The sequence below is a fragment of the Sphingomonas sp. PP-CE-3A-406 genome, assembly GCF_003688625.1.
Taxonomy (GTDB): Bacteria; Pseudomonadota; Alphaproteobacteria; order Sphingomonadales; family Sphingomonadaceae; genus Sphingomonas.
In genome coordinates this window covers 18,133-37,216 of record NZ_RCWY01000002.1, presented here as the reverse complement: position 1 = coordinate 37,216, position 19,084 = coordinate 18,133, and the positions used below count along the sequence as shown (strand labels likewise).

16 protein-coding genes, 1 tRNA gene and 1 pseudogene are annotated in these 19,084 nt (G+C 66.7%); 14 read left to right on the top strand and 4 right to left on the bottom strand.

Features of this window, described 5'->3' with window-relative positions; translation table 11 throughout:
* Positions 1–33 precede the first annotated feature (33 nt).
* From C8J44_RS06610 to C8J44_RS06595, 4 genes are all read left to right on the top strand, one after another.
* The gene (locus C8J44_RS06610; protein WP_121903919.1) at positions 34–753 is read left to right on the top strand and encodes a ComF family protein; all 720 of its coding nucleotides are present in this window, start codon (positions 34–36) and stop codon (positions 751–753) included.
* 73 nt (positions 754–826) lie between these two features.
* Positions 827–1,081, top strand: coding sequence for a glutaredoxin 3 (grxC, locus tag C8J44_RS06605; protein ID WP_056050631.1), 255 nt, complete (start codon positions 827–829; stop codon positions 1,079–1,081).
* A complete protein-coding gene (locus tag C8J44_RS06600) occupies positions 1,081–1,908 on the top strand; it encodes a carbon-nitrogen hydrolase family protein (RefSeq protein ID WP_121903918.1) in 828 nt (275 codons plus the stop codon). The genes grxC and C8J44_RS06600 overlap by 1 nt, the downstream gene beginning before the upstream one ends.
* A complete protein-coding gene (locus C8J44_RS06595; protein ID WP_121903917.1) occupies positions 1,905–2,336 on the top strand; it encodes a DUF1178 family protein in 432 nt (143 codons plus the stop codon). The genes C8J44_RS06600 and C8J44_RS06595 overlap by 4 nt, the downstream gene beginning before the upstream one ends.
* A gap of 39 nt (positions 2,337–2,375) precedes the next feature.
* On the opposite strand, the gene C8J44_RS06590 is transcribed toward C8J44_RS06595, so the two are convergent.
* Positions 2,376–2,465, bottom strand: a tRNA-Ser gene (locus C8J44_RS06590).
* Between the two features lie 118 nt (positions 2,466–2,583).
* Here C8J44_RS06590 and C8J44_RS06585 point away from each other — a divergent pair.
* A complete protein-coding gene (locus tag C8J44_RS06585) occupies positions 2,584–2,847 on the top strand; it encodes a hypothetical protein (RefSeq protein WP_121903916.1) in 264 nt (87 codons plus the stop codon).
* A 7-nt stretch (positions 2,848–2,854) separates the two neighbouring features.
* Here the strand turns inward: C8J44_RS06585 and C8J44_RS18410 are convergent, their stop codons facing one another.
* Positions 2,855–3,010, bottom strand: coding sequence for a hypothetical protein (locus C8J44_RS18410; protein ID WP_156364170.1), 156 nt, complete (start codon positions 3,008–3,010; stop codon positions 2,855–2,857).
* 175 nt (positions 3,011–3,185) lie between these two features.
* On the opposite strand from C8J44_RS18410, the gene C8J44_RS06580 reads away from it, so the two are divergent.
* Genes C8J44_RS06580 through C8J44_RS06570 form a run of 3 tightly spaced genes read left to right on the top strand, consistent with a single transcriptional unit; the run spans position 3,186 to position 5,603 of the window.
* Positions 3,186–4,280 carry an acyl-CoA dehydrogenase family protein gene (locus C8J44_RS06580; RefSeq protein ID WP_121903915.1) on the top strand — a complete coding sequence of 365 codons (1,095 nt, stop codon included), beginning with the start codon at positions 3,186–3,188 and terminating at the stop codon, positions 4,278–4,280.
* On the top strand, positions 4,271–5,023 hold the full coding sequence (locus C8J44_RS06575) for a PIG-L deacetylase family protein (RefSeq protein ID WP_259466750.1): 753 nt from the start codon (positions 4,271–4,273) through the stop codon (positions 5,021–5,023). Before C8J44_RS06580 ends, C8J44_RS06575 begins: the two co-directional genes overlap by 10 nt.
* On the top strand, positions 5,013–5,603 hold the full coding sequence (locus tag C8J44_RS06570; protein WP_121903914.1) for an SAM-dependent methyltransferase: 591 nt from the start codon (positions 5,013–5,015) through the stop codon (positions 5,601–5,603). Before C8J44_RS06575 ends, C8J44_RS06570 begins: the two co-directional genes overlap by 11 nt.
* A 501-nt stretch (positions 5,604–6,104) precedes the next feature.
* Here C8J44_RS06570 and C8J44_RS18740 read toward each other — a convergent pair.
* Positions 6,105–6,533: pseudogene (locus C8J44_RS18740) on the bottom strand (glycosyltransferase); the annotation flags it as partial.
* A 263-nt stretch (positions 6,534–6,796) separates the two neighbouring features.
* On the opposite strand from C8J44_RS18740, the gene C8J44_RS06560 reads away from it, so the two are divergent.
* Positions 6,797–7,588 (top strand): SDR family oxidoreductase, encoded by a 792-nt coding sequence (locus C8J44_RS06560; RefSeq protein WP_121903912.1) that lies wholly within the window; start codon positions 6,797–6,799, stop codon positions 7,586–7,588.
* A gap of 4 nt (positions 7,589–7,592) precedes the next feature.
* Positions 7,593–9,482: a glycoside hydrolase family 15 protein gene (locus tag C8J44_RS06555; protein ID WP_121904610.1), complete on the top strand. Its 1,890-nt coding sequence runs from the start codon at positions 7,593–7,595 to the stop codon at positions 9,480–9,482.
* 96 nt (positions 9,483–9,578) lie between these two features.
* On the opposite strand, the gene C8J44_RS06550 is transcribed toward C8J44_RS06555, so the two are convergent.
* On the bottom strand, positions 9,579–10,682 hold the full coding sequence (locus tag C8J44_RS06550; RefSeq protein WP_121903911.1) for an NADH:flavin oxidoreductase/NADH oxidase: 1,104 nt from the start codon (positions 10,680–10,682) through the stop codon (positions 9,579–9,581).
* 182 nt (positions 10,683–10,864) lie between these two features.
* Here C8J44_RS06550 and glgX point away from each other — a divergent pair, with 182 nt between their 5' ends.
* The 4 genes from glgX to treY are packed head-to-tail and all read left to right on the top strand — an operon-like array spanning position 10,865 to position 19,078.
* The gene (gene glgX, locus C8J44_RS06545) at positions 10,865–12,964 is read left to right on the top strand and encodes a glycogen debranching protein GlgX (RefSeq protein WP_121903910.1); all 2,100 of its coding nucleotides are present in this window, start codon (positions 10,865–10,867) and stop codon (positions 12,962–12,964) included.
* Positions 12,961–14,670, top strand: a complete 1,710-nt coding sequence (gene treZ / locus C8J44_RS06540) for a malto-oligosyltrehalose trehalohydrolase (protein WP_121903909.1) — start codon at positions 12,961–12,963, stop codon at positions 14,668–14,670. The genes glgX and treZ overlap by 4 nt, the downstream gene beginning before the upstream one ends.
* Entirely contained in the window at positions 14,667–16,643 is a 1,977-nt protein-coding gene (gene malQ / locus C8J44_RS06535) for a 4-alpha-glucanotransferase (RefSeq protein ID WP_121903908.1), read from the top strand. Before treZ ends, malQ begins: the two co-directional genes overlap by 4 nt.
* Positions 16,640–19,078, top strand: a complete 2,439-nt coding sequence (gene treY, locus C8J44_RS06530) for a malto-oligosyltrehalose synthase (RefSeq protein ID WP_121903907.1) — start codon at positions 16,640–16,642, stop codon at positions 19,076–19,078. The genes malQ and treY overlap by 4 nt, the downstream gene beginning before the upstream one ends.
* Positions 19,079–19,084 lie beyond the last annotated feature (6 nt).

Genomic DNA, 19,084 nt, shown 5'->3' with positions numbered 1-19,084 from the left:
CGGGAGCAGGCTTCAGGGCGGGGGAGATACGGCATGACCGGACCGTTTCGCCGGATCATCGGCCTCGCGTTACCGCCGCGCTGTGGCGGCTGCGGGACACCCGTCGCCGAGGATCACCGGTTCTGTGCGATCTGCTGGAGCAGCCTGCGGTTTCTCGGGCCGCCCTGGTGCGTGGCGTGCAACCGCCCGTTCGCCTTCGATCGCGGCGAGGGCGTCGTTTGCGCACCATGCCTCGCCGAGCCGCCACGCCACGCCGGTGTCCGCGCCGCGGTCGCTTACGGACCCATCGCGAGCAGCCTCGTGCTGCGGCTCAAATATGGCGGCCGGATCGCTTTTGCCGAGACGATGGCGCGGCATATGCATCGCCTGATGCCCGATGATGCCGACCTGCTGGTGCCGGTGCCGCTGCACCGATGGCGGATCTGGTCGCGGGGGTTCAACCAGGCGGCGCTGATCGCCCGATCGGTGGCGGCATTATCCGGCGTCACCCACGATTGCGATATACTCGTTCGGGCGCGGCGGACGCTCGTACTGCGGGGGCTGGGAGGGAAAGCGCGCGTGAAGGCGGTCGCGGGTGCATTCGCTGTTTGTACGCCCGAGCGGGTTCGGGGACGGTCGGTCGTGCTCGTCGACGACGTGTATACCAGCGGCGCGACCACGGACGGCTGTACGCGCGTCTTGCTCAAGGCGGGCGCGCGATCCGTCACGATATTGTGCTGGGCGCGCGTGCTGTCTCCGACGGCAAGCGATTGATCCACGCCGAATTGACCGTCCAATTTACCGGCGCCGAGTTGACAGCGCCCGGCGGAAACCACATCTCCGGCGCATGGCAAAAGTAGAAATCTATACCAAGGCGTTCTGCCCGTACTGCACGCGCGCGCTGAAACTTCTCGCCTCGAAGGGCGTCGAACCCGAGCAGTTTGACGTGACGATGGGCGGCCCGAAGAAAGCCGAGATGGTCGAGCGCTCGGGCGGTCGCAACACGATGCCGCAGGTCTTTATCGACGGCAAGCATATCGGCGGATCGGACGACCTCGCGGCGCTCGACGCAAAGGGCGGTCTCGACGCTCTGCTGGCCTGATGGCCAGGATCGGCGTTCTCCAGATGACGAGCGGTATCGATCCGCTCGTCAATGCGACGACGCTGGTCGATGCGATCGATAGGGCGGCAGGCGAGGGTGCCGCGATGCTGTTCACGCCCGAAGTGTCCGGCCTGGTCGACCGCGATCGGGTCCGGGCGGGCGCTTCGATCGTGAGCGAGGCCGAGGACCCCGTGCTCGCAGCGGTTTGCACCGCTGCCGCCGATGCAGGCATATGGGTGCATCTGGGCTCGTTGGCGGTTCGCCGCCCTGATGGCAGGCTCGCCAATCGCGGGTTCGTGATCGACGATACCGGCACGATCCGAGTGCGTTACGACAAGCTGCATCTGTTCGACGTCGATCTGCCGACCGGCGAGAGCTGGCGCGAATCCGCCGCCTATGTCGCGGGCGACACCGCGACCGTGATCGACACGCCCGTCGGGATGGTCGGTCCATCGATCTGTTACGATCTTCGGTTCGCCGATCTGTATCGCGCCTTGAGCGACGCAGGCGCGGCTATATTGTCCGTTCCCGCCGCCTTCACGCGACCAACTGGCGCGGCGCATTGGCACATCCTGCTGCGCGCCCGCGCGATCGAGGCGGGGGCGTTCGTCGTCGCCGCGGCGCAGACGGGCGTGCATGCCGACGGGCGCACGACCTACGGCCATTCGCTGGTCGTAGATCCTTGGGGAGATGTCCTGCTCGATATGGGCGACGCGGCTGGATTGGGTTTTGCCGAGATCGACGCCGACCGACTGCGCGACGTCCGATCGCGCATCCCGGTGATCGCGCACCGTCGTGCCATCCCCCCCGTCACGGTCGTGCGGTGATCGTCTTCGATCTGAAGTGCGGCGGCGGCCATGTCTTCGAGGCGTGGTTCGGCTCCAGCATTGCGTACGAAACGCAGCGCGAAGCGGGGCAGGTCCGCTGCCCGATCTGCGACGACAGCACGATCATCAAGGCGCTCATGGCCCCTGCGATCCCGGCAAAAGGCAACAGCAAGGCGCCGATCCCGAGCCCCGACGCGATCAAGTCCGCCCTGGCGATGCTGGCGAAACAGCAGGCCAAGGCGCTCGAATCATCGCAATGGGTCGGTACAGCCTTTGCCGATCGCGCCCGCGCGATGCATCTCGGCGAGGAAAAGCACGCCACCATCCACGGACGTGCCAGCCTCGCCGAGGCCAAGGCTCTGGCCGAAGAGGGCGTCCCGATCGCCGCGCTGCCCTTACCGATCGTTCCGCCGGACCGAACCAACTGATCGTCCGTTTCGGAATTTGCACCGGCGAGCGATGTAAATTGGCGGACGGGGTGGGATTCGAACCCACGGTAGAGTTACCCCTACGACGGTTTTCAAGACCGTTGCCTTAAACCACTCGGCCACCCGTCCGGGATACGCGTGTATCGGCGGGCGTCTAAGCGGTAGGGGGCGGGATCGCAACCGTTTCGAGCCGCGGCACCGTGCCGGGACCGGTTGCGTTTCGGCTACGCGGGCTAGAGGAAGCGAAATGGATCTCGACGCGGTACTACGACATTTCTTCGGCACCGCCGATATCGATGCGCTTGATCAAATCGCGATCGACGACGGACGGGAGAAGGTCGCCATCGCATTCGGAACCGAGCGCGAACCGGGCCGACGCTTCGCCTTGTGGGCGGTGTTGCGCTCGACCGGCGACGCGCCGGACCCGCGCGATGCATTCGAGGATCTACGCGAGCGTCGGGCGGCTGCGATGTACGCGTCTGCGATCGCCGTCGCGGACCGATCCGACTAAGGCAGGGTCAGGCGGCGCGCCGATCCTGCAGTGCGCGATCGATCCGGCAGATGAGTTCGGCGATCGGCGGCATCTCGACGGCCCGACTCCGATGACCTTGCTCACCGAGAGTGCCGCGCATACGCTTGCCGACCAGCGTGAAGACGTCCTGTGTGCTTGCCATCGATCTCGTCCTATCCGATGGTGCGAGTATGCCGGCCAAGCGTTAACCGATGGTTGGCATGCGTTTTACCTCTGCGTAACTGTTTGAACGGCGGCGAACGGCGACTCGCAACGCTCGCGCGCGTCCGACGTTGTCTGTTCGTGACCGGTGCGCTCCCGCAACCGGATGGTCCGGGATGTATCCACTGACGCAATATCCATCAGGCTGGTCCGTCCTCGAAGCCGTCCGCCACCTCGCGGCATCGTGGGACCAGGAGAACACGCACGAAGATTTTCCCGCCGAGCGGCTCCATGCGCTGTTCGAGGCGGGGGCGTTGGGTGCGTTCAAGGCGGTGACGCCGGGGGGGGCGACAGATGCGCTGCTCGACGTGCTGCGCGCGATTGGGGGGGCGGATCTCAGTCTCGGGCGGGTGTATGAGGGGCATGTCAACGCGGTGCAGTTGATCGCGACCTATGGCGACGCGGAGCAACGCGCGACGCTGGACACCGATCTCGAGGCGGGACGCACGTTCGGCGTCTGGAACACCGAACCAGCCCTTGGTCTCGCGATCCGCAAGGTTGGCGACGATCGGTGGACTCTCGATGGCGCGAAGAGCTTTGCGACCGGGGCAGGGCATCTCGACCGCATCCTCGTCACCGCGCGCGACGAGACGGGCGGCAAGCAACTGGTTCTCGTGCCGATCGCCGGCGAAACCGACCGCGCGGATAACGCCGGATGGCAGGTGCGCGGGATGCGGGGGACGTGCAGCGGGGCGTTCGACTTTTCCGATATGGCGATCGGTCGTGAGGGCGTGATCGGTGCGGCGAACGAGTATGAGCGCGAGCCGAGGTTCAGTGCCGGCGCGTGGCGGTTCACCGCGGTGCAGCTCGGTGCGGTCGAGGCATTGGTGAGGCATTTGCGCGATCACCTCGTCGCAAGCGGCAAGTCCGACGATCCGATCCAGCGTGCGCGGTTCGCTACCTGTCTCACCGAGACGCGCAGTGCCGGGCTCTGGGTTCGGCGCGCCGCGCATCTCGCCGAAACGCAGTCGGCGGAAGCGATCCCGTTCGTGCTGATGACGCGCGGCATCGTCGAGGAAGCGGGGCTGCGGACGATGGAGGCGGCAGCCCGATCGGTCGGCACCGCGTCGTTCTTCGCCAAAAGCCGGATCGACCGGATCACGCGCGATCTGGGGCTGTACCTGCGTCAGCCGGTACCCGATCAGGCGCGCGACCGGGCGGCGGCGGCGTGGCTCGAAGAGGATTGCTGGGGCGACGATCGGTGGTGGTAGCGCCAGGCGGGGATGCATGGCGTGCGCTGACGCGGCGTGCCCGGCGGATCTCGGCGAAGGACGCGGCGCGACAGGGGCCGTGGCTCGTGCTCGCACCGCATCCCGACGACGAGACGCTGGGCTGCGGCGCGCTGATCGCCGCGGTCAGCGCCGCGGGGGGCCGAGTGCACACCGCATTTCTGACCGATGGCTCCGGATCGCACCCCAATGCGCCCGGCTGGAGCGCGGAGCGGATCGCCGGGTTGCGCCGCCGCGAAGCGCAGGCCGCGGTACGCATCCTTGGCGGCGTGGCCGACCTGCTGCATCTCGACTGGCCCGATGCGACGCCGGCAAAACCGGGCGACCCGGTGTTCGCCCGCAGCGTCGACCGACTGGTGGCGTGGTGCAGGCGACGCGGCATCCGACAGATCGCAGTGACGTGGTCGGGCGACCCGCACTGCGATCACGAGGCCGCGGCGGCACTGGCGGCGGCGGTCGCGGCGCGGCTTCGTTGCCGGCTCTACGATTATCTGGTCTGGGGCTGGACGGTCGATGCGCTGACCCAGCGCCTGCGTGGGGTTCGTGCCTTGGCGGTCGACAGCGAGGCAGGGCGGCCCAATCAACGCCGCGCGATGGCGTGCCACCGGAGTCAGCGCGGTGGCCGCATCGTCGGCGCGCGGGAGAATTTCCGCCTCCCTCGGGCGATGCTTCGCCTGATCGATCGCCCCAACACCGTGCTCCTGGAGACCCGCCTTGCGTCGTGAACACTCGATCGAACCCGCCTATTTCGAGGCGCTCTACAAGGATCGGGGCGATCCCTGGCACTTCGAGACCAGCGCCTACGAAGCCGCGAAATATGACGCGACGCTCGCCGCGTTGCCCGGCGATCGGTTCGCCAACGCGCTGGAAGTCGGGTGCGCGAACGGCGTCCTGACGACGCGCCTGGCGCAGCGCTGCGACTCTCTCCTGGCGGTCGACGTGTCCGACACCGCCCTCACCGCCGCGCGCGCGCGGTGTGGGGCGCAGTCGAACGTCCGCGTCGAACGTCGCCGCCTGCCCGCCGAAGCCCCCGACGGGGCCTTCGATCTCGTGCTGCTGTCGGAGGTCGTCTATTACTGGGACAGCGCCGATATCAGCCGGTTGGCGGACTATCTGCGGACTGCGCTCTTACCTGGCAGGCACATTCTGCTGGTGCACTGGATCGGCGAAACCGATTATCCCAAAAGCGGGGACGACGCGGTCGCCGAACTCCAGGTCGCGCTCGGCGAAGCGGTCACCGTCGTCCGCAGCGATCGGTACGACGCGTATCGGCTGGACCTTTGGCGGTTTGGCGCGGCGGGCTAGCCGGATCAGGCGCTGTGCTTCGGCGATCGCGGCAGGCAGGGTCGCAAAGCTGAGTTGGTCGCGGCGGGTCGCGCGATCAGGGGCGAGCGCGGCGGCCACGGCGTAGGTTTCGTGTAGTGGCGCGTGCTCCGGCTGATCGATCCAGCGGGCGACCGCGTCCGCCATGCCACCGGGCGCGCGGCCCGCGGTGCGACATGAGGTGAACACCCTCACGTCGAGTGCGTGGCGAATGCGGCCGCCGTACTGCCTGATACGCTCGAACAGCGCGCGATCCTCGGCAACCGGCGGGGTGGGGGCCCCGCCGATCCTCCGATACAGCCGCCGCGACAGGGCGATGCTCGCGCCGCCTTCGTAGAAGTGCCGAGGCCAGGGATCGTGCGGCGAGGCTTCCGCGTCGGCGCGCAGGTAATCGAGCGCGGTATAATAGCGGCCGATCATGTCCAGCCGTCGCCGCGCCGTGGTGCCTAGATGCTCGCGGTCGCCACGCAGCGTCAGCGCGCGTCCAGCGACCGCATCATAGCCACCATCGATATGCGCCACCGTACGGACGATCCAGTCCGGCGCCACGTTGGTATCGGCGTCCGTCGACAGTAGAAGGTCGTCGTCGGTGTCTAGCAGATCGGCTGCGGTGTCCCAGGCCAGGCGTCGCGCCCAACCCGCGTGACGAAAGCCGGCAAGTAGCGACACGGCATGACAGGAAAGCTCGGCAAACCGTGGTCGCCACTGCTTGAGGAGTTCCAGCGTACCGTCCGTACAGTCGTTCAACAGCGCGACGATCGTGACCCGACCGCCGAACACCTCGGCGGCACGATCGATCGCAGCCAGGCAGGCGGGGAGATGCTCCTCCTCGTTTTTGATCGGGATAGCGATCGCAATACGGCGCTGTGACGCAATTGATTTCGTAAATAGCGGTAAAGAGACAGTTTTCAAAATGAAGCGGCCGGTATCGCGCGTGGTCGGCTTTGACCTCGTCGATCAGCCGTTAAACCGATACTGCGGCAGTCGCGCATCCCTGAACCGAAAGTCTTGGTCACACGCTGCCCCACCATTGTGTCGATGTCATAAAGCATGGCGATACGTTTGAGTTGCGTCCGTTTCAGCGCGATTGATCAGGATCAGCTAGATTGTCTGCGATTGGAAAGAGTTGCCACCCGGTGCGTTGGGCGAGGACTGTTTCCTACGAAAGATCCATCATGCACATCGACCTGACCGGCCAGGCCGCGATCATCACCGGCGCGAGTTCGGGACTGGGGCGCGCCGCCGCGATCGCCTTCGCCGCCGCCGGTGCAGCCGTCGCGGTCAACTACAACAGCAGCGAGGACAAGGCGCGCGAGGTCGTCGACCAGATCGTCCAGGCCGGCGGCAAAGCCTTCGCGTGCGCGGCGGACACGTCGGACGAGGCCGCGGTGACCCGGATGTTCGACGAGACCGTCGAACGGTTCGGCGGCGTCGACATCGTCTTCGCCAATGCGGGCCTGCAGAAGGACGCGGCCTATGCCGACATGACGCTTGCCGATTGGAAGCAGGTCATCGACGTCAACCTGACCGGGCAGTTCCTGGTGACGCGCGAGGCCGTACGCCGGTTTCGCCAGCAGGGCGACCGCGGCGTCAGCCGGGCGATCGGCAAGATCCTCTTCATGAGTTCGGTCCACGAGGTCATTCCGTGGGCGGGGCACGCCAACTACGCCGCCTCGAAGGGGGGCAGCGGCATGCTGATGCGGACGCTCGCGCAAGAGGTGGCGGGCGATCGTATCCGCGTGAACGGCATCGCTCCCGGCGCGATTGCCACCGCGATCAACGCGGATGCGACGGCCGATCAGGACAAGCTGCTCGAACTGATCCCCTATGGTCGGGTCGGCGATCCCGACGATGTCGCGCGCGCCGCGCTGTTCCTGGTCTCGGACGCTGCCGACTATATCGTCGGATCGACGCTCACGATCGATGGCGCGATGTCGCTGTATCCGGGCTTCCGCGATAATGGCTGATGCCATGCCAGCGACGGGAGGCCGCGCGTCGGACCGGAACGTGTCGGACTCGCCCGCAGTGACGCAGATCGCCGATCACGGCGCGATCGGTAATCTCGAGACGATCGCGCTCGTCGATACCGCGGGCACGATCGACTATCTGTGCTGGCCTTGCCTCGACAGTCCGTCGGTGTTCGCGCGGCTGCTCGATGCCGGAAAGGGGGGGCATTTTTCGATCGAGCCCGATCTCGACGGCGCCCGGGTCGTCCAGATGTACGTGCCGGAAACCAACATCCTGATGACCCGCTGGATGGGGACGCAGGCAAGCGTCGATCTCGTCGACCTGATGCCGGTCGGTGACAATCGGAACGAGGTGCCGCCGCGGCTGGTTCGCCGGATCACGTGCACGCGGGGCCGCGCGACGGTTCGCATCCGCTGCGCACCGCGGTTCGATTACGGCGCGGTAGGCCGCGCCGCCTCCGTCACCGCGTCGTTCACCGCCGACGAGAACGGGAGCGCGCCCGGCGTTTCACGCGGCCGGTTCGATCATGAAACCGGGCTCGCGCTGGCGTTGCATGGCAAGGGAACGCTCGTTGCCGACGGACAAGACCTCGTCGCCGAGATCGAGCTTGCCGAAGACGAGACCGTGTCGCTGGTGCTCAGCAACCCCGACGACGTGTCGCTGGGCGCGTCCGCGCTCGATGCGGTTGTCGAGAAGGATATCGCCTATTGGCGGAACTGGAGCCGGCAATCGATGTACCGCGGCCGCTGGCGCGAGACGGTCGAGCGGTCGGCGATGCTGTTGAAGCTGCTGACGTCGCGCAAGCACGGCTCGATCGCGGCGGCGGCGACGTTCGGCCTGCCCGAGGCACCGGGCGGCGTCCGCAACTGGGACTATCGCGCGACGTGGATCCGCGATTCGTCGTTCACCGTCTACGCGCTGCTCCGGCTCGGCTATCAGGGCGAGGCGGTCGACTTCCTCCACTGGGCGATGGACCGCACGTCCGAGTGCACGGACGGCAGCATCGGCGTGATGTTCGCGCTCGACGGCGGCCCGGTATCATCCGAACGTAAGCTCGAGCTCAGCGGCTTCGAAGGCGCCGGCCCGATCGTGGTCGGCAACGATGCCAATATTCAGGTCCAGCACGATATCTACGGTGCGCTGCTCGACGCCGTCTATCTGGGCAGCAAATACGGCGAGCCGCCGTCGCATGACAGCTGGCAGAACATCATCCGGGTCGTCGATCAGGTCTGCGAGACGTGGCAGACCCCCGATTCCGGGATCTGGGAGGTGCGTGGGCCGACCAAGCATTACCTCCACTCGCGACTGATGAGTTGGGTCGCGGTCGATCGCGCGGTGCGGCTGGCGCAGAAGCGTTCGCTCCCCGCGCCGCTGGTGCGCTGGGCGGAAACGCGGACCGCGATCCACGACGATATCTGGGCCAACTTCTGGGACGAGACGCTGGGGCGCTTCGTCCGCGCGACGGGGGATACGCCCGCGGACAGGGCGGTCGACGGCGCGTTGCTGATGATGCCGCTGGTCCGCTTCGTCGGCCCGACCGATCCCAAATGGCTGGCGACGCTCGATGCGATCGGCGCCGACCTGTCCGACGACGGCCAGGTCTATCGCTACAAGATCGACGACGGGCTGCCGGGGCAGGAGGGGACCTTCGTCGCCTGCTCGTTCTGGTACGTCGAATGCCTCGCGCGTGCCGGCCGCCTCGACGAAGCGCGGTTCAACTTCGAAAAGCTGCTCGCCCACGGCAACCATCTCGGCCTGTTCGCCGAGGAGATCGCGCAGGACGGCACGTTCCTCGGCAATTTCCCGCAAGGGTTCAGCCATCTCGCTCTGATCAGCGCCGCCTTCTATCTTGATCGTGCGCTCGACGATGGCGGCCCCCGCGCCTGGGGTTGAGCGCTGAGCTTGGCCGATAGTAATGGTGTAGATGCAGCGCGTTGGCGCCGTTCCCTCAGTCGGTAAGGGAACGGCGTCGCTAAACGGACGGTGTGATCAGCTCTCGAACAAATCCTTAAACTGCCGCGGCTGCGACCGCAGATACTGATTCGGCGCCTTCACCTTGCCCCCAAGATGCGCCGCCGCGTGCCAAGGCCAGCGCGGATCGTACAGGATCGTCCGAGCCAGCGCGATCATGTCCGCATCGCCCGTTCCGACGATCGCTTCGGCCTGCTCGAAATCGGTGATCAGCCCGACCGCGACGACCGGTATCGACACCGCCTGCTTCACCGCCCGCGCGAGCGGCACCTGGTAGCTCGGCCCGACCGGGATCTGCTGCGCGGGCGTGATCCCGCCGCTCGACACGTGGATCGCACTGCACCCACGCGCCTCCAGCGCCTTCGCAAACGCCACCGTCTGTTCCGAATCCCAGCCGCCCTCGGCCCAGTCGGTCCCCGACACGCGCATCGTCACCGCGCGCTCGGCCGGGAAGGCAGCGCGGACGGCGTCATACACCTCGAGCGGGAACCGCATCCGGTTATCGAGACTGCCGCCATATTCGTCGTCACGTCGGTTCGACAGCGGCGACAGGAACTCGTGCAGCAGATACCCATGCGCCGCATGCAGCTGCACCGCGTCGATCCCCAGCCGCGCCGCACGCACCGTCGCCGCCACGAACGCATCGCGAATCCGCGCCAACCCCTCGGCGTCGAGCGCGACCGGCGCGTTCTCCTCGGGCAGGAACGGCACCGTCGAGGGCCCCTCGGTCTGCCACCCGTTCGGCTCACCCGGTGCGATCTGGAGTCCGCCCTTCCAAGGCACCTCGCACGAGGCCTTGCGCCCCGCGTGCGACAACTGGATCGCGATCGGCATGTCGGACCAGCGCCGCACGCTCTCGATCACCCCCGCCATCGCCGCCTCGGTCGGATCGTCGTACAGCCCAACGTCGCCATACGTGATCCGCCCCTCGGGCAGCACCGCGCTCGCCTCGATCGTCAGCAGCGCCGCGCCCGACAGCGCAAGCTGGGCCAGGTGGATCTGGTGCCAGTCGTTCATGCAGCCATTGGTCGCCGAATACTGGCACATAGGCGCGATCACGATCCGGTTCGCGAGCCTCAGGTTGCCGACCTGAAGCGGCTCGAACAGTTTCGGCCCGCTCATGCGGCGATCGATCGGATGGTGGAAGGCATGCGCATGTCCCTTGATCTGTGAGAAGGTGCGGCGAAAACTCGCTGCTGCTGGCGGAACATAGGAACGGGCGGGCGGGTTTCACGGCAAGGAATGCTGCACCGCGATAAAGCCGCGCCCGCAGCGTTGATTACGACACGAAAAGGGTCCTCGCATTGCATCTACTGCCCGACACGCTCGACGCCGGCTCGGCCTATCCCCTCGGCGCGACCTTCGACGGCCTCGGCGTCAACTTCGCGGTCTATTCCGCCAATGCCGAGAAGATCGAACTCTGCGTCTATGACGAGACCGGCCGCCGCGAGCTGAAGCGCTATCCGCTGCCCGAATGGACCGATGAAGTCTGGCACGGCTACCTCCCCGACGCACAGCCGGGCCTCGTCTACGGCTTCCGCGCGCATGGCCGGTACGCGCCCGAGGAAGGGCACCGCTTCAACCCGAACAAGCTGCTGCTCGATCCGTACGCCAAGCAAATGATCGGCGAACTCCGCTGGACCGACGCGATGTACGGCTATCAGGTGAAGTCGCCGCGCGCGGATCTGAGCTTCGACAAGCGCGACAGCGCGCTGACGATGCCCAAGGGCGTCGTGACCGACAGCCATTTCGACTGGTCGCGCGACGTGCGTCCGAACACGCCCTGGTCCGAAACCGTGATCTACGAGGCGCATACCAAGGGCCTGACCAAGCTGTTCGAGGAGGTCCAGCCCTCCGAGCGCGGCACCTTCGCGGCGCTCGGCAACCCCAAGGTCATCGATCACCTCAAGCGCCTCGGCGTCACCGCGATCGAGCTGCTGCCGATCCACACCTACATCCAGGACCGCTTCCTCCAGGAAAAGGGGCTGCGCAATTACTGGGGCTACAACACCCTCAACTTCTTCACGCCCGAGCGCTCGTTCTTCGCCACCGACAGCCACGACGAACTCCGCCGCTCGATCCGCCGGTTGCACGCGGCCGGGATCGAGGTGATCCTCGACGTCGTCTACAACCACACCTGCGAAGGCTCCGAACAGGGTCCGACGCTCTCCTGGCGCGGCCTCGACAACGCGAGCTACTACCGCCTCGTCAAGGACGACCCGCGCTATTCGATCAACGACACCGGCACCGGCAACACGCTGAACCTCACCAAGGCGCGCGTCATCCAGATGGTTGCGGATTCGCTCCGCTACTGGGCGACCAGCTTCGGGATCGACGGCTTCCGCTTCGATCTCGGGCTGACGCTGGGCCGGACGGATACCGGCTTCGATCCCGGAGCAGGCTTCTTCGACGTGCTCCGCCAAGACCCGGTGCTCGGCAGGCTGAAGCTCATCACCGAGCCCTGGGACATCGGTCCCGGCGGTTACCAGCTCGGCAATTTCCCCCCCGGTTTCGCCGAGTGGAACGACAAGTACCGCGACACCGTGCGAAAATTCTGGCGCGGCGATCATGCCCAGCGCGCCGATCTCGCCGCCCGCCTGACCGGCTCGGCCGATCTGTTCGACCGCCGGGCGCGCCGCCCCTGGGCGAGCGTCAACCTGCTCGGCGCGCATGACGGCTACACGCTCGCCGACACGGTTGCCTACGAGGAGCGCCACAACGAGGCGAACGGTGAGGACAATAACGACGGCCACTCGAACAACTGCTCGCGCAACTGGGGCGTCGAAGGCCCGACCGAGGACTCAGCGATCCTTGAGACCCGGTCGCGCGTGATGCGCTCGATGCTGACCACGCTGTTCGCCTCGCTCGGCACGCCGATGCTGGTCGCGGGCGACGAGTTCGGCCGCACGCAGAACGGCAACAACAACGCGTATTGCCAGGACAACGAGATCAGCTGGCTCGACTGGAATAAGGCCAAGTCGCCGGAGGGCGACGCGCTGATCGACTTCACCGCGCGCCTGATCGCACTCCGCCGCGACTATCCGATGCTCCGCGCCGGCAACTTCCTCTACGGCGAGGACACGCCCGCGGAGGGGCTGAAGGACATCGAATGGTGGGACGAGCGTGGCCTGCAACTGACCCCCGAAGATTGGGAGAACACCAACGGCCGCGCGCTGGTGATGCGCCGCGCGTGCGAGCAGGAATCGGGCGAAGTGCAGGTCATCTCTCTCCTGCTCAACGCGTCGGAAGGCCCGCTGACCTTCCACATGCCGCCGCCGGCAGAGGTCGAACGCACCGTGCTGATCGACAGCAGCAAGCCGGAGCAGGGCACCACACCGATCAAGGACAGCTATGAGCTTCCCCCACAAGGCGCGGCACTGCTCTCCTGGACGATCGCAGCGTGAGTAGCTGGGGACCGACGCTCACCGGGGACGAAACGGCGTTCCGCCTCTGGGCACCCGATCGCGACGCAGTGACGGTCGAGATCGTTGATGGCCCGTCGGTCCCCATGATCCCTGAACCGGAAGGCTGGTTCAGCGCCAAGGCGCCGGTAGGGGCGGGGACCCTCTACCGGTTCCGTCTGACGGACGATCTCGCGGTTCCCGATCCAGCGTCGCACGCGCAGTCCGGCGGCGTCCACGGCTGGAGCGTGGTCGTCGATCCCGACGCCTACGCGTGGCGCACCCCGGACTGGCGCGGCCGACCGTGGGAAGAGATGGTCATCCAGGAGGTCCATGTCGGCACGCTAGGCGGCTTCGCAGGCGTCGCGGACCACCTCCCCGCGATCGCCGGACTCGGCATCACGGGAATCGAACTGATGCCCGTCAACGCGTTCGGCGGCACCCACAATTGGGGCTATGACGGCGTGCTGCCCTACGCCCCCGCCGAGAGCTACGGCACGCCCGATGGCTTGAAGGCGTTGGTCGACCGCGCCCACGAACTCGGCCTCGCCGTGTTCCTCGACGTGGTCTACAATCACTTCGGCCCTGACGGAAACTACCTCGGCGCCTATGCGAAGGGCTTCTTCCATCCTGAAGTCGACACCCCCTGGGGCGGCGCGGTCGCGGTCGACCAGGCGGCGGTCCACCGCTATTTCGTCGACAACGCGCTGATGTGGCTCAACGAGTACAAGTTCGACGGCCTCCGCTTCGACGCGGTCCACGCGATCGAGAACGACGCCTTCCTCGACGCGATGGCCGCCGAACTGCGCGCAAAGACCGCCGGCCGCCACGTCCACCTCGTCCTCGAGAACGAAGGCAACGACGCCGACCGGCTCCACCCAGCCGCGTTCGACGCGCAGTGGAACGACGACTTCCACAACGTCCTCCACGTCCTGCTCACCGGCGAGACCAGCGCCTATTACGCCGACTTCGCCGACCGCCCCGCGGAACGCTTGGCGCGGTGCCTTGGCGAAGGCTTCATCTACCAGGGCGAAGGCTCCCCCAACCACGACGGCAAGCCGCGCGGCAAGCCCAGCGCGCACCTGTCACCGACAGCGTTCGTTGCGTTCCTCCAGAACCACGACCAGATCGGCAACCGCGCGCTCGGCGAACGCCTGACGCTGCTCGCTGACCGCCAGAAGCTCCGCGCCGCCACCGCGTTGCTCCTGCTCGGCCCGCAGATCCCGCTGCTCTTCATCGGCGACGACCATGGCAGCGAAAGCCCGTTCCTGTTCTTCACCGACTTCCACGACGAACTCGCCGACGCGGTGCGCGAAGGCCGGCGCAAGGAATTCGCCAAGTTCGCCGCCTTCGCCGATCCCGAAGCGCGCGAGGCAATCCCCGACCCCAACGCACACGAAACCTTCCACCAATCGCGAGCACGCCCCGGCGCCGATGCGGCCGAGTGGCAGGACCTGTACCGCACCCTGCTCAAGATCCGACACGAGCAGATCATCCCCCGCCTGCGCGATACGACCGCAATCGGCGCCGAGACGATCGGCGAGGGAGCGGTCGTTGCGCGCTGGCGGATGGGTGACGGCGTAATCCTGACAATTGCTCTCAACCTCGGCGACGATCTCGTTGATTTTCCGGCAATAAAGACCTTGCCCATCTTCGCCGATGGCAAGCCCGGTGAGGCTGCCAGCGTGGCAGTCTGGCTGGATCGATGAGCGGCCTCCGAACACTCGCGGTCGCTGCCGGCCTGCAACCCGAATGGCAGGACGCAGGGGGGCGTCGTCAGACCGTCGCCGACTGCGCGTTGAAGGCGATCCTGGATCGTCTCGGCCATCCGTCCGGAAGCGAAACGCAGATCGCCGAAAGCCGCGCCGCGATCGAAACGCGAACCGCGCAGGGTATCCGTTTCCTGTCCGTCGATGTGGGAGACCCGATCCGGCTGACATCGAAGGTATCAGGCAACGCCGAACTTCTGTTCGAAGACGGTACGACGCGCTCCGTCACAGTCGATGACGGCGAATTGAGTCCGATAAGCAGGAGCGGCTACCACAAGCTTAAAATACATAGCGAAGTCATCGAAATTCTCGTCGCCCCACGCCGCTGCTACACGATCGCCGACGCGCTACCGGGACGTAAACTCTGGGCGCCCGCCGTCCAGATCCCGAGCCTCCGCACCGACGTGCCGAAGTCGTTCGGCGACTTCGTTTCGCTAGCCGATGCCGCCCGAGCCTTCGGCCAACGCGGCGCCGATGCTCTCGCGATCAGCCCGACGCACGCGCTGTTTCCCGCCGACGCCAGCCGGTACAGCCCCTACGCGCCCTCGAGCCGGCAATTCCTCAACGGGCTGTATGGTGACCCGGCCGCATTCGGTGCACAGTCCGACAGCCGCGACCTCCCGGAACTGATCGATTGGCACGCCGCGATCCTCGAAAAGCTCGCGCGACTACGCAAGATCTTCGATCAAGTGCTTCCACAGATTGAGGAAATGCTGACAGCGTTCAGGCGGCAAGGCGGCAACGATCTCGAACGCCATGCCGAGTTCGACGCCCTCCACGCGCACTTCTTCGCGACCACCCGTGCACGCGGCTGGCAGCAATGGCCCGCCGCGTATCACGATCCTGCTAGTCTCACCGTTCGCCGCTTCGTCGCGGAGCATGCCAATGACGTCACGTTTTACGTCTTCCTCCAATGGCTAGCCCGCCACGACCTCGACGCCGCGCAGGTGGCTGCCAAAGACTCCGGCATGGCGATCGGCCTCATCGCCGATCTCGCCGTCGGCATGGACCCCGGCGGCAGCCACGGCTGGAGCCGGCGCAGCGACTTGCTCACCGGCCTCTCGATCGGCGCGCCGCCCGATCCGCTCGGCCCCGACGGACAAAGCTGGGGCATCACCGGGTTCGACCCACAAGCCCTGCGCGACACCGGCTTTGCCCCGTTCATCGCGACGATCCGTTCGGCGCTCGCACACGCCGGTGGCATCCGCATCGACCACGCGTTCGGCCTCCGTCGCCTCTGGGTCGTCCCCGAAGGTGCGTCAGCCGCAGAGGGCGCGTATCTCGACATGCCGTTCAACGACCTGATGCGGATCGTCGCGATGGAATCGCAGCGTGCCAAGGCGATCGTAATTGGCGAAGATCTCGGTACCGTCCCCGACGGGTTCCGCGAGGCGATGGACGCGCGCGCCATGCTCGGCATGCGCGTCCTCTGGTTCGAGCGCGACGCGGACGGCTTCGTCCCCCCCGCCAAATGGTCGCCCGACGCGGTGGCGATGACCGGTACGCACGACCTCGCCACAGTCGCTGGCTGGTGGAGCGGCCGGGATATCGACTGGACCTGGGACCTCGGACGCAAGTCCGACGCTGCCGACAAACCCACGGACCTCGCCGCTCGCGCCGAGGACCGCGTCGCGCTCTGGTCTGCATTCCACACCGGCACCGGACAGCCCACCGCCGAAGACACCGACCCGGTCGTCGACGCCGCCATCGCGCACGTCGCCAGCACGCCCTGTGCGCTCGCCATCATCCCGATCGAAGACCTCGCCGGGCTGGTCGAGCAACCCAACCTCCCCGGCACGATCGACGAACACCCCAACTGGCGCCGCCGCATGCCCGACACGACCGAAACGCTGCTCGCCCGCCCCGAAGTTGCCGCCCGCATCGACACGCTCAACGTCACGAGACCCGCATGACCGCCCCCTCCACGCCCCGCGCAACCTACCGCTTCCAGTTCCACAAGGACTTCACGTTCGCCGACGCGGAAGCACTGGTCCCGTATCTCGACGACCTTGGGATCAGCCATCTCTACGCCTCGCCGATCACCACTGCGCGAAGCGGGTCCACCCACGGCTACGACGTCGTCGACCCGACCCGGATCAATCCCGAACTCGGCGGCGAAGACGCGTTCCGCAGCCTCGTTGCAGCGCTCCGATCGCGCGACATGGGCGTCATCATCGACATCGTGCCCAACCACATGGGCGTCGCCGGTGATGAGAACGCGTGGTGGAACGACGTCCTAACACACGGTGAAGGCAGCGAGTTCGCGCGATACTTCGACATCGACTGGCGCGAGAAGCTCGTCCTCCCGGTCCTCGGCGATCCGCTCGCCGAGACGCTGGCCAGCGGCGCGCTGAAGGTCGAGCATAACGACGGGCGCTACGTCCTCGAAGCATACGGCGAGCACCGCTTGCCCCTCCGCGACGAGGACCAGGCGACCGCGGCAACCGATGACATCGCCGCACTGATCGACCGCCAGCATTACCGCCTGGCGTCATGGCGCGTGGCGAACGACGAACTCAACTGGCGGCGGTTCTTCACGATCAATGACCTCGCCGGCCTTCGCGCCGAAGACCCCATCGTCTTCGACGCCACCCATGCGCTCTATTTCCGCCTATACGCCGAAGGACTGATCGACGGCGTCCGCGTCGATCATGTCGATGGCCTAACCGACCCAGCTGGCTATTGCCAACAACTCCGGGCGCGTCTCGACGCGATCGAACGTCCCGCGGATGCACCGGCTGGGCCTGCCTACATCGTCATCGAGAAGATCCTTGCCGACGGCGAACCGCTCAGCACCGACTGGGGCGTCGATGGTACCAGCGGCTATGACTTCATGGAGCAGGCCACGGCCTTGCTCCATGCCCCCGCCGGCGCCGACCCTCTCGCCAAGCTCTGGGCTGACATGAGCAGTCGCTCCGCCGACTTCGCGCCGGAGGAATTGCGTGCGCGGCAGGAACTGCTCGCCTGGCAGTTCGACGCGCAGCACCGCCGGTGCGTCGAGGCGTTCGCCGCGCTCGCCCGCACGGCCGTCGAGTGTGATGGTCTGACAACGGGCATGCTCCACCGCGCGATTGAGCGGTTGCTCTGGGTCTTCCCGGTCTACCGCACCTACGGCACGGGCGCTGCCGCACCCGCAGCAGACGCCGAGATCCGCGAAATCGTCTGTCAGCGCGTTGCTGAGTTCGTCCCCCCCGGCGAAGGCCCCGTAGTCGACCAAATCCTGTCCTGGCTGGCAGGCGAAGGCCCCGGCGACGCTGCACTCGCCGCCGAGGCGGTGCGCAAATTCCAGCAACTCTCCGCGCCGATCGCGGCGAAGGCGGTCGAGGACACCGCATTCTATCGCTACGGCCGCCTGCTTTCGCGCAACGACGTCGGTTTCGATGCCGCTCGGATGTCGCTGGATATCGGCGATTTTCACGCGGCTATGATTGACCGTGCCCGCGACTGGCCGTCTGCCATGCTCGCCACCGCGACGCACGACCACAAGCGCGGCGAAGACGTCCGCGCGCGGCTCGCAGTGCTCAGCGAAATTCCGGACGAGTGGCGCGTGCGAGTCGAGCATTGGCTCGCGATGGCCACGCCGCTTGCAAACGCGGTCGATCCGGCAGACGTCTACATGCTGCTCCAGACCCTAGTCGGCGCTTGGCCGGCAGGTCTGAGGGCGTCGGACGCGAGAGAGCTCGCCGCCTTTGCCAAGCGTATCGTCGCGTGGCAGGAAAAGGCGCTGCGCGAGGCCAAGCTGCGGTCGTCTTGGGAAGCGCCCGAAGAGGCGTATGAAGCGCGCTGCCACGATCTCGCGCTCGCGCTACTCGATCCCGCGCGGTCGCTCACGTTCCTCGACGACCTGACCTCCTTCCTCGCGCGGATCGTGCCATCGGCGGACGCGAACAGTCTTGCACAGGTTGCCCTGCGCTATACCGGACCTGGCGTTCCGGACCTGTATCAGGGTACCGAGATCGCCGACCTGAGCCTGGTCGATCCCGACAATCGTCGCCCGGTCGACTATGCAAAGTTGCAGGCGATGCTCGACGGTACCCCTCCGCCAAAGATGGCGCTGATCGTACGACTGCTCGCGATGCGGCGGGAGCATCCGGGGGTATTCGCTGAAGGGAGCTACGACCTAATCACGATCACCGGCCCCCGCGCGGCTAACGTCTTGGCCTTCAACCGCCGGCATGATGGCGCGACGCTGCGCTGCGTGGTGGCGTTGCGTTGTGCCGACCGCCATCTCGACGGGATCGCTGCACGCGACTGGTGGGCCGACACTGCACTCGCATCGGGAGAGGTGCTCGCCGACCTGCTCGGCGAAGAGACGGTGTCGGTCGAAATCCTGCACACGGACGCCTGAACCCCG

What these genes read in the sequence shown, in the direction of transcription:
- C8J44_RS06610 (WP_121903919.1), top strand. Translation starts at nt 34, where the DNA reads ATGACCGGACCGTTTCGCCGGATCATCGGCCTCGCGTTACCGCCGCGC.
- grxC (WP_056050631.1), top strand. Translation starts at nt 827, where the DNA reads ATGGCAAAAGTAGAAATCTATACCAAGGCGTTCTGCCCGTACTGCACG.
- C8J44_RS06600 (WP_121903918.1), top strand. Translation starts at nt 1,081, where the DNA reads ATGGCCAGGATCGGCGTTCTCCAGATGACGAGCGGTATCGATCCGCTC.
- C8J44_RS06585 (WP_121903916.1), top strand. Translation starts at nt 2,584, where the DNA reads ATGGATCTCGACGCGGTACTACGACATTTCTTCGGCACCGCCGATATC.
- C8J44_RS18410 (WP_156364170.1), bottom strand. Translation starts at nt 3,010, where the DNA reads ATGGCAAGCACACAGGACGTCTTCACGCTGGTCGGCAAGCGTATGCGC.
- C8J44_RS06580 (WP_121903915.1), top strand. Translation starts at nt 3,186, where the DNA reads ATGTATCCACTGACGCAATATCCATCAGGCTGGTCCGTCCTCGAAGCC.
- C8J44_RS06560 (WP_121903912.1), top strand. Translation starts at nt 6,797, where the DNA reads ATGCACATCGACCTGACCGGCCAGGCCGCGATCATCACCGGCGCGAGT.
- C8J44_RS06555 (WP_121904610.1), top strand. Translation starts at nt 7,593, where the DNA reads ATGCCAGCGACGGGAGGCCGCGCGTCGGACCGGAACGTGTCGGACTCG.
- C8J44_RS06550 (WP_121903911.1), bottom strand. Translation starts at nt 10,682, where the DNA reads ATGAGCGGGCCGAAACTGTTCGAGCCGCTTCAGGTCGGCAACCTGAGG.
- malQ (WP_121903908.1), top strand. Translation starts at nt 14,667, where the DNA reads ATGAGCGGCCTCCGAACACTCGCGGTCGCTGCCGGCCTGCAACCCGAA.
- treY (WP_121903907.1), top strand. Translation starts at nt 16,640, where the DNA reads ATGACCGCCCCCTCCACGCCCCGCGCAACCTACCGCTTCCAGTTCCAC.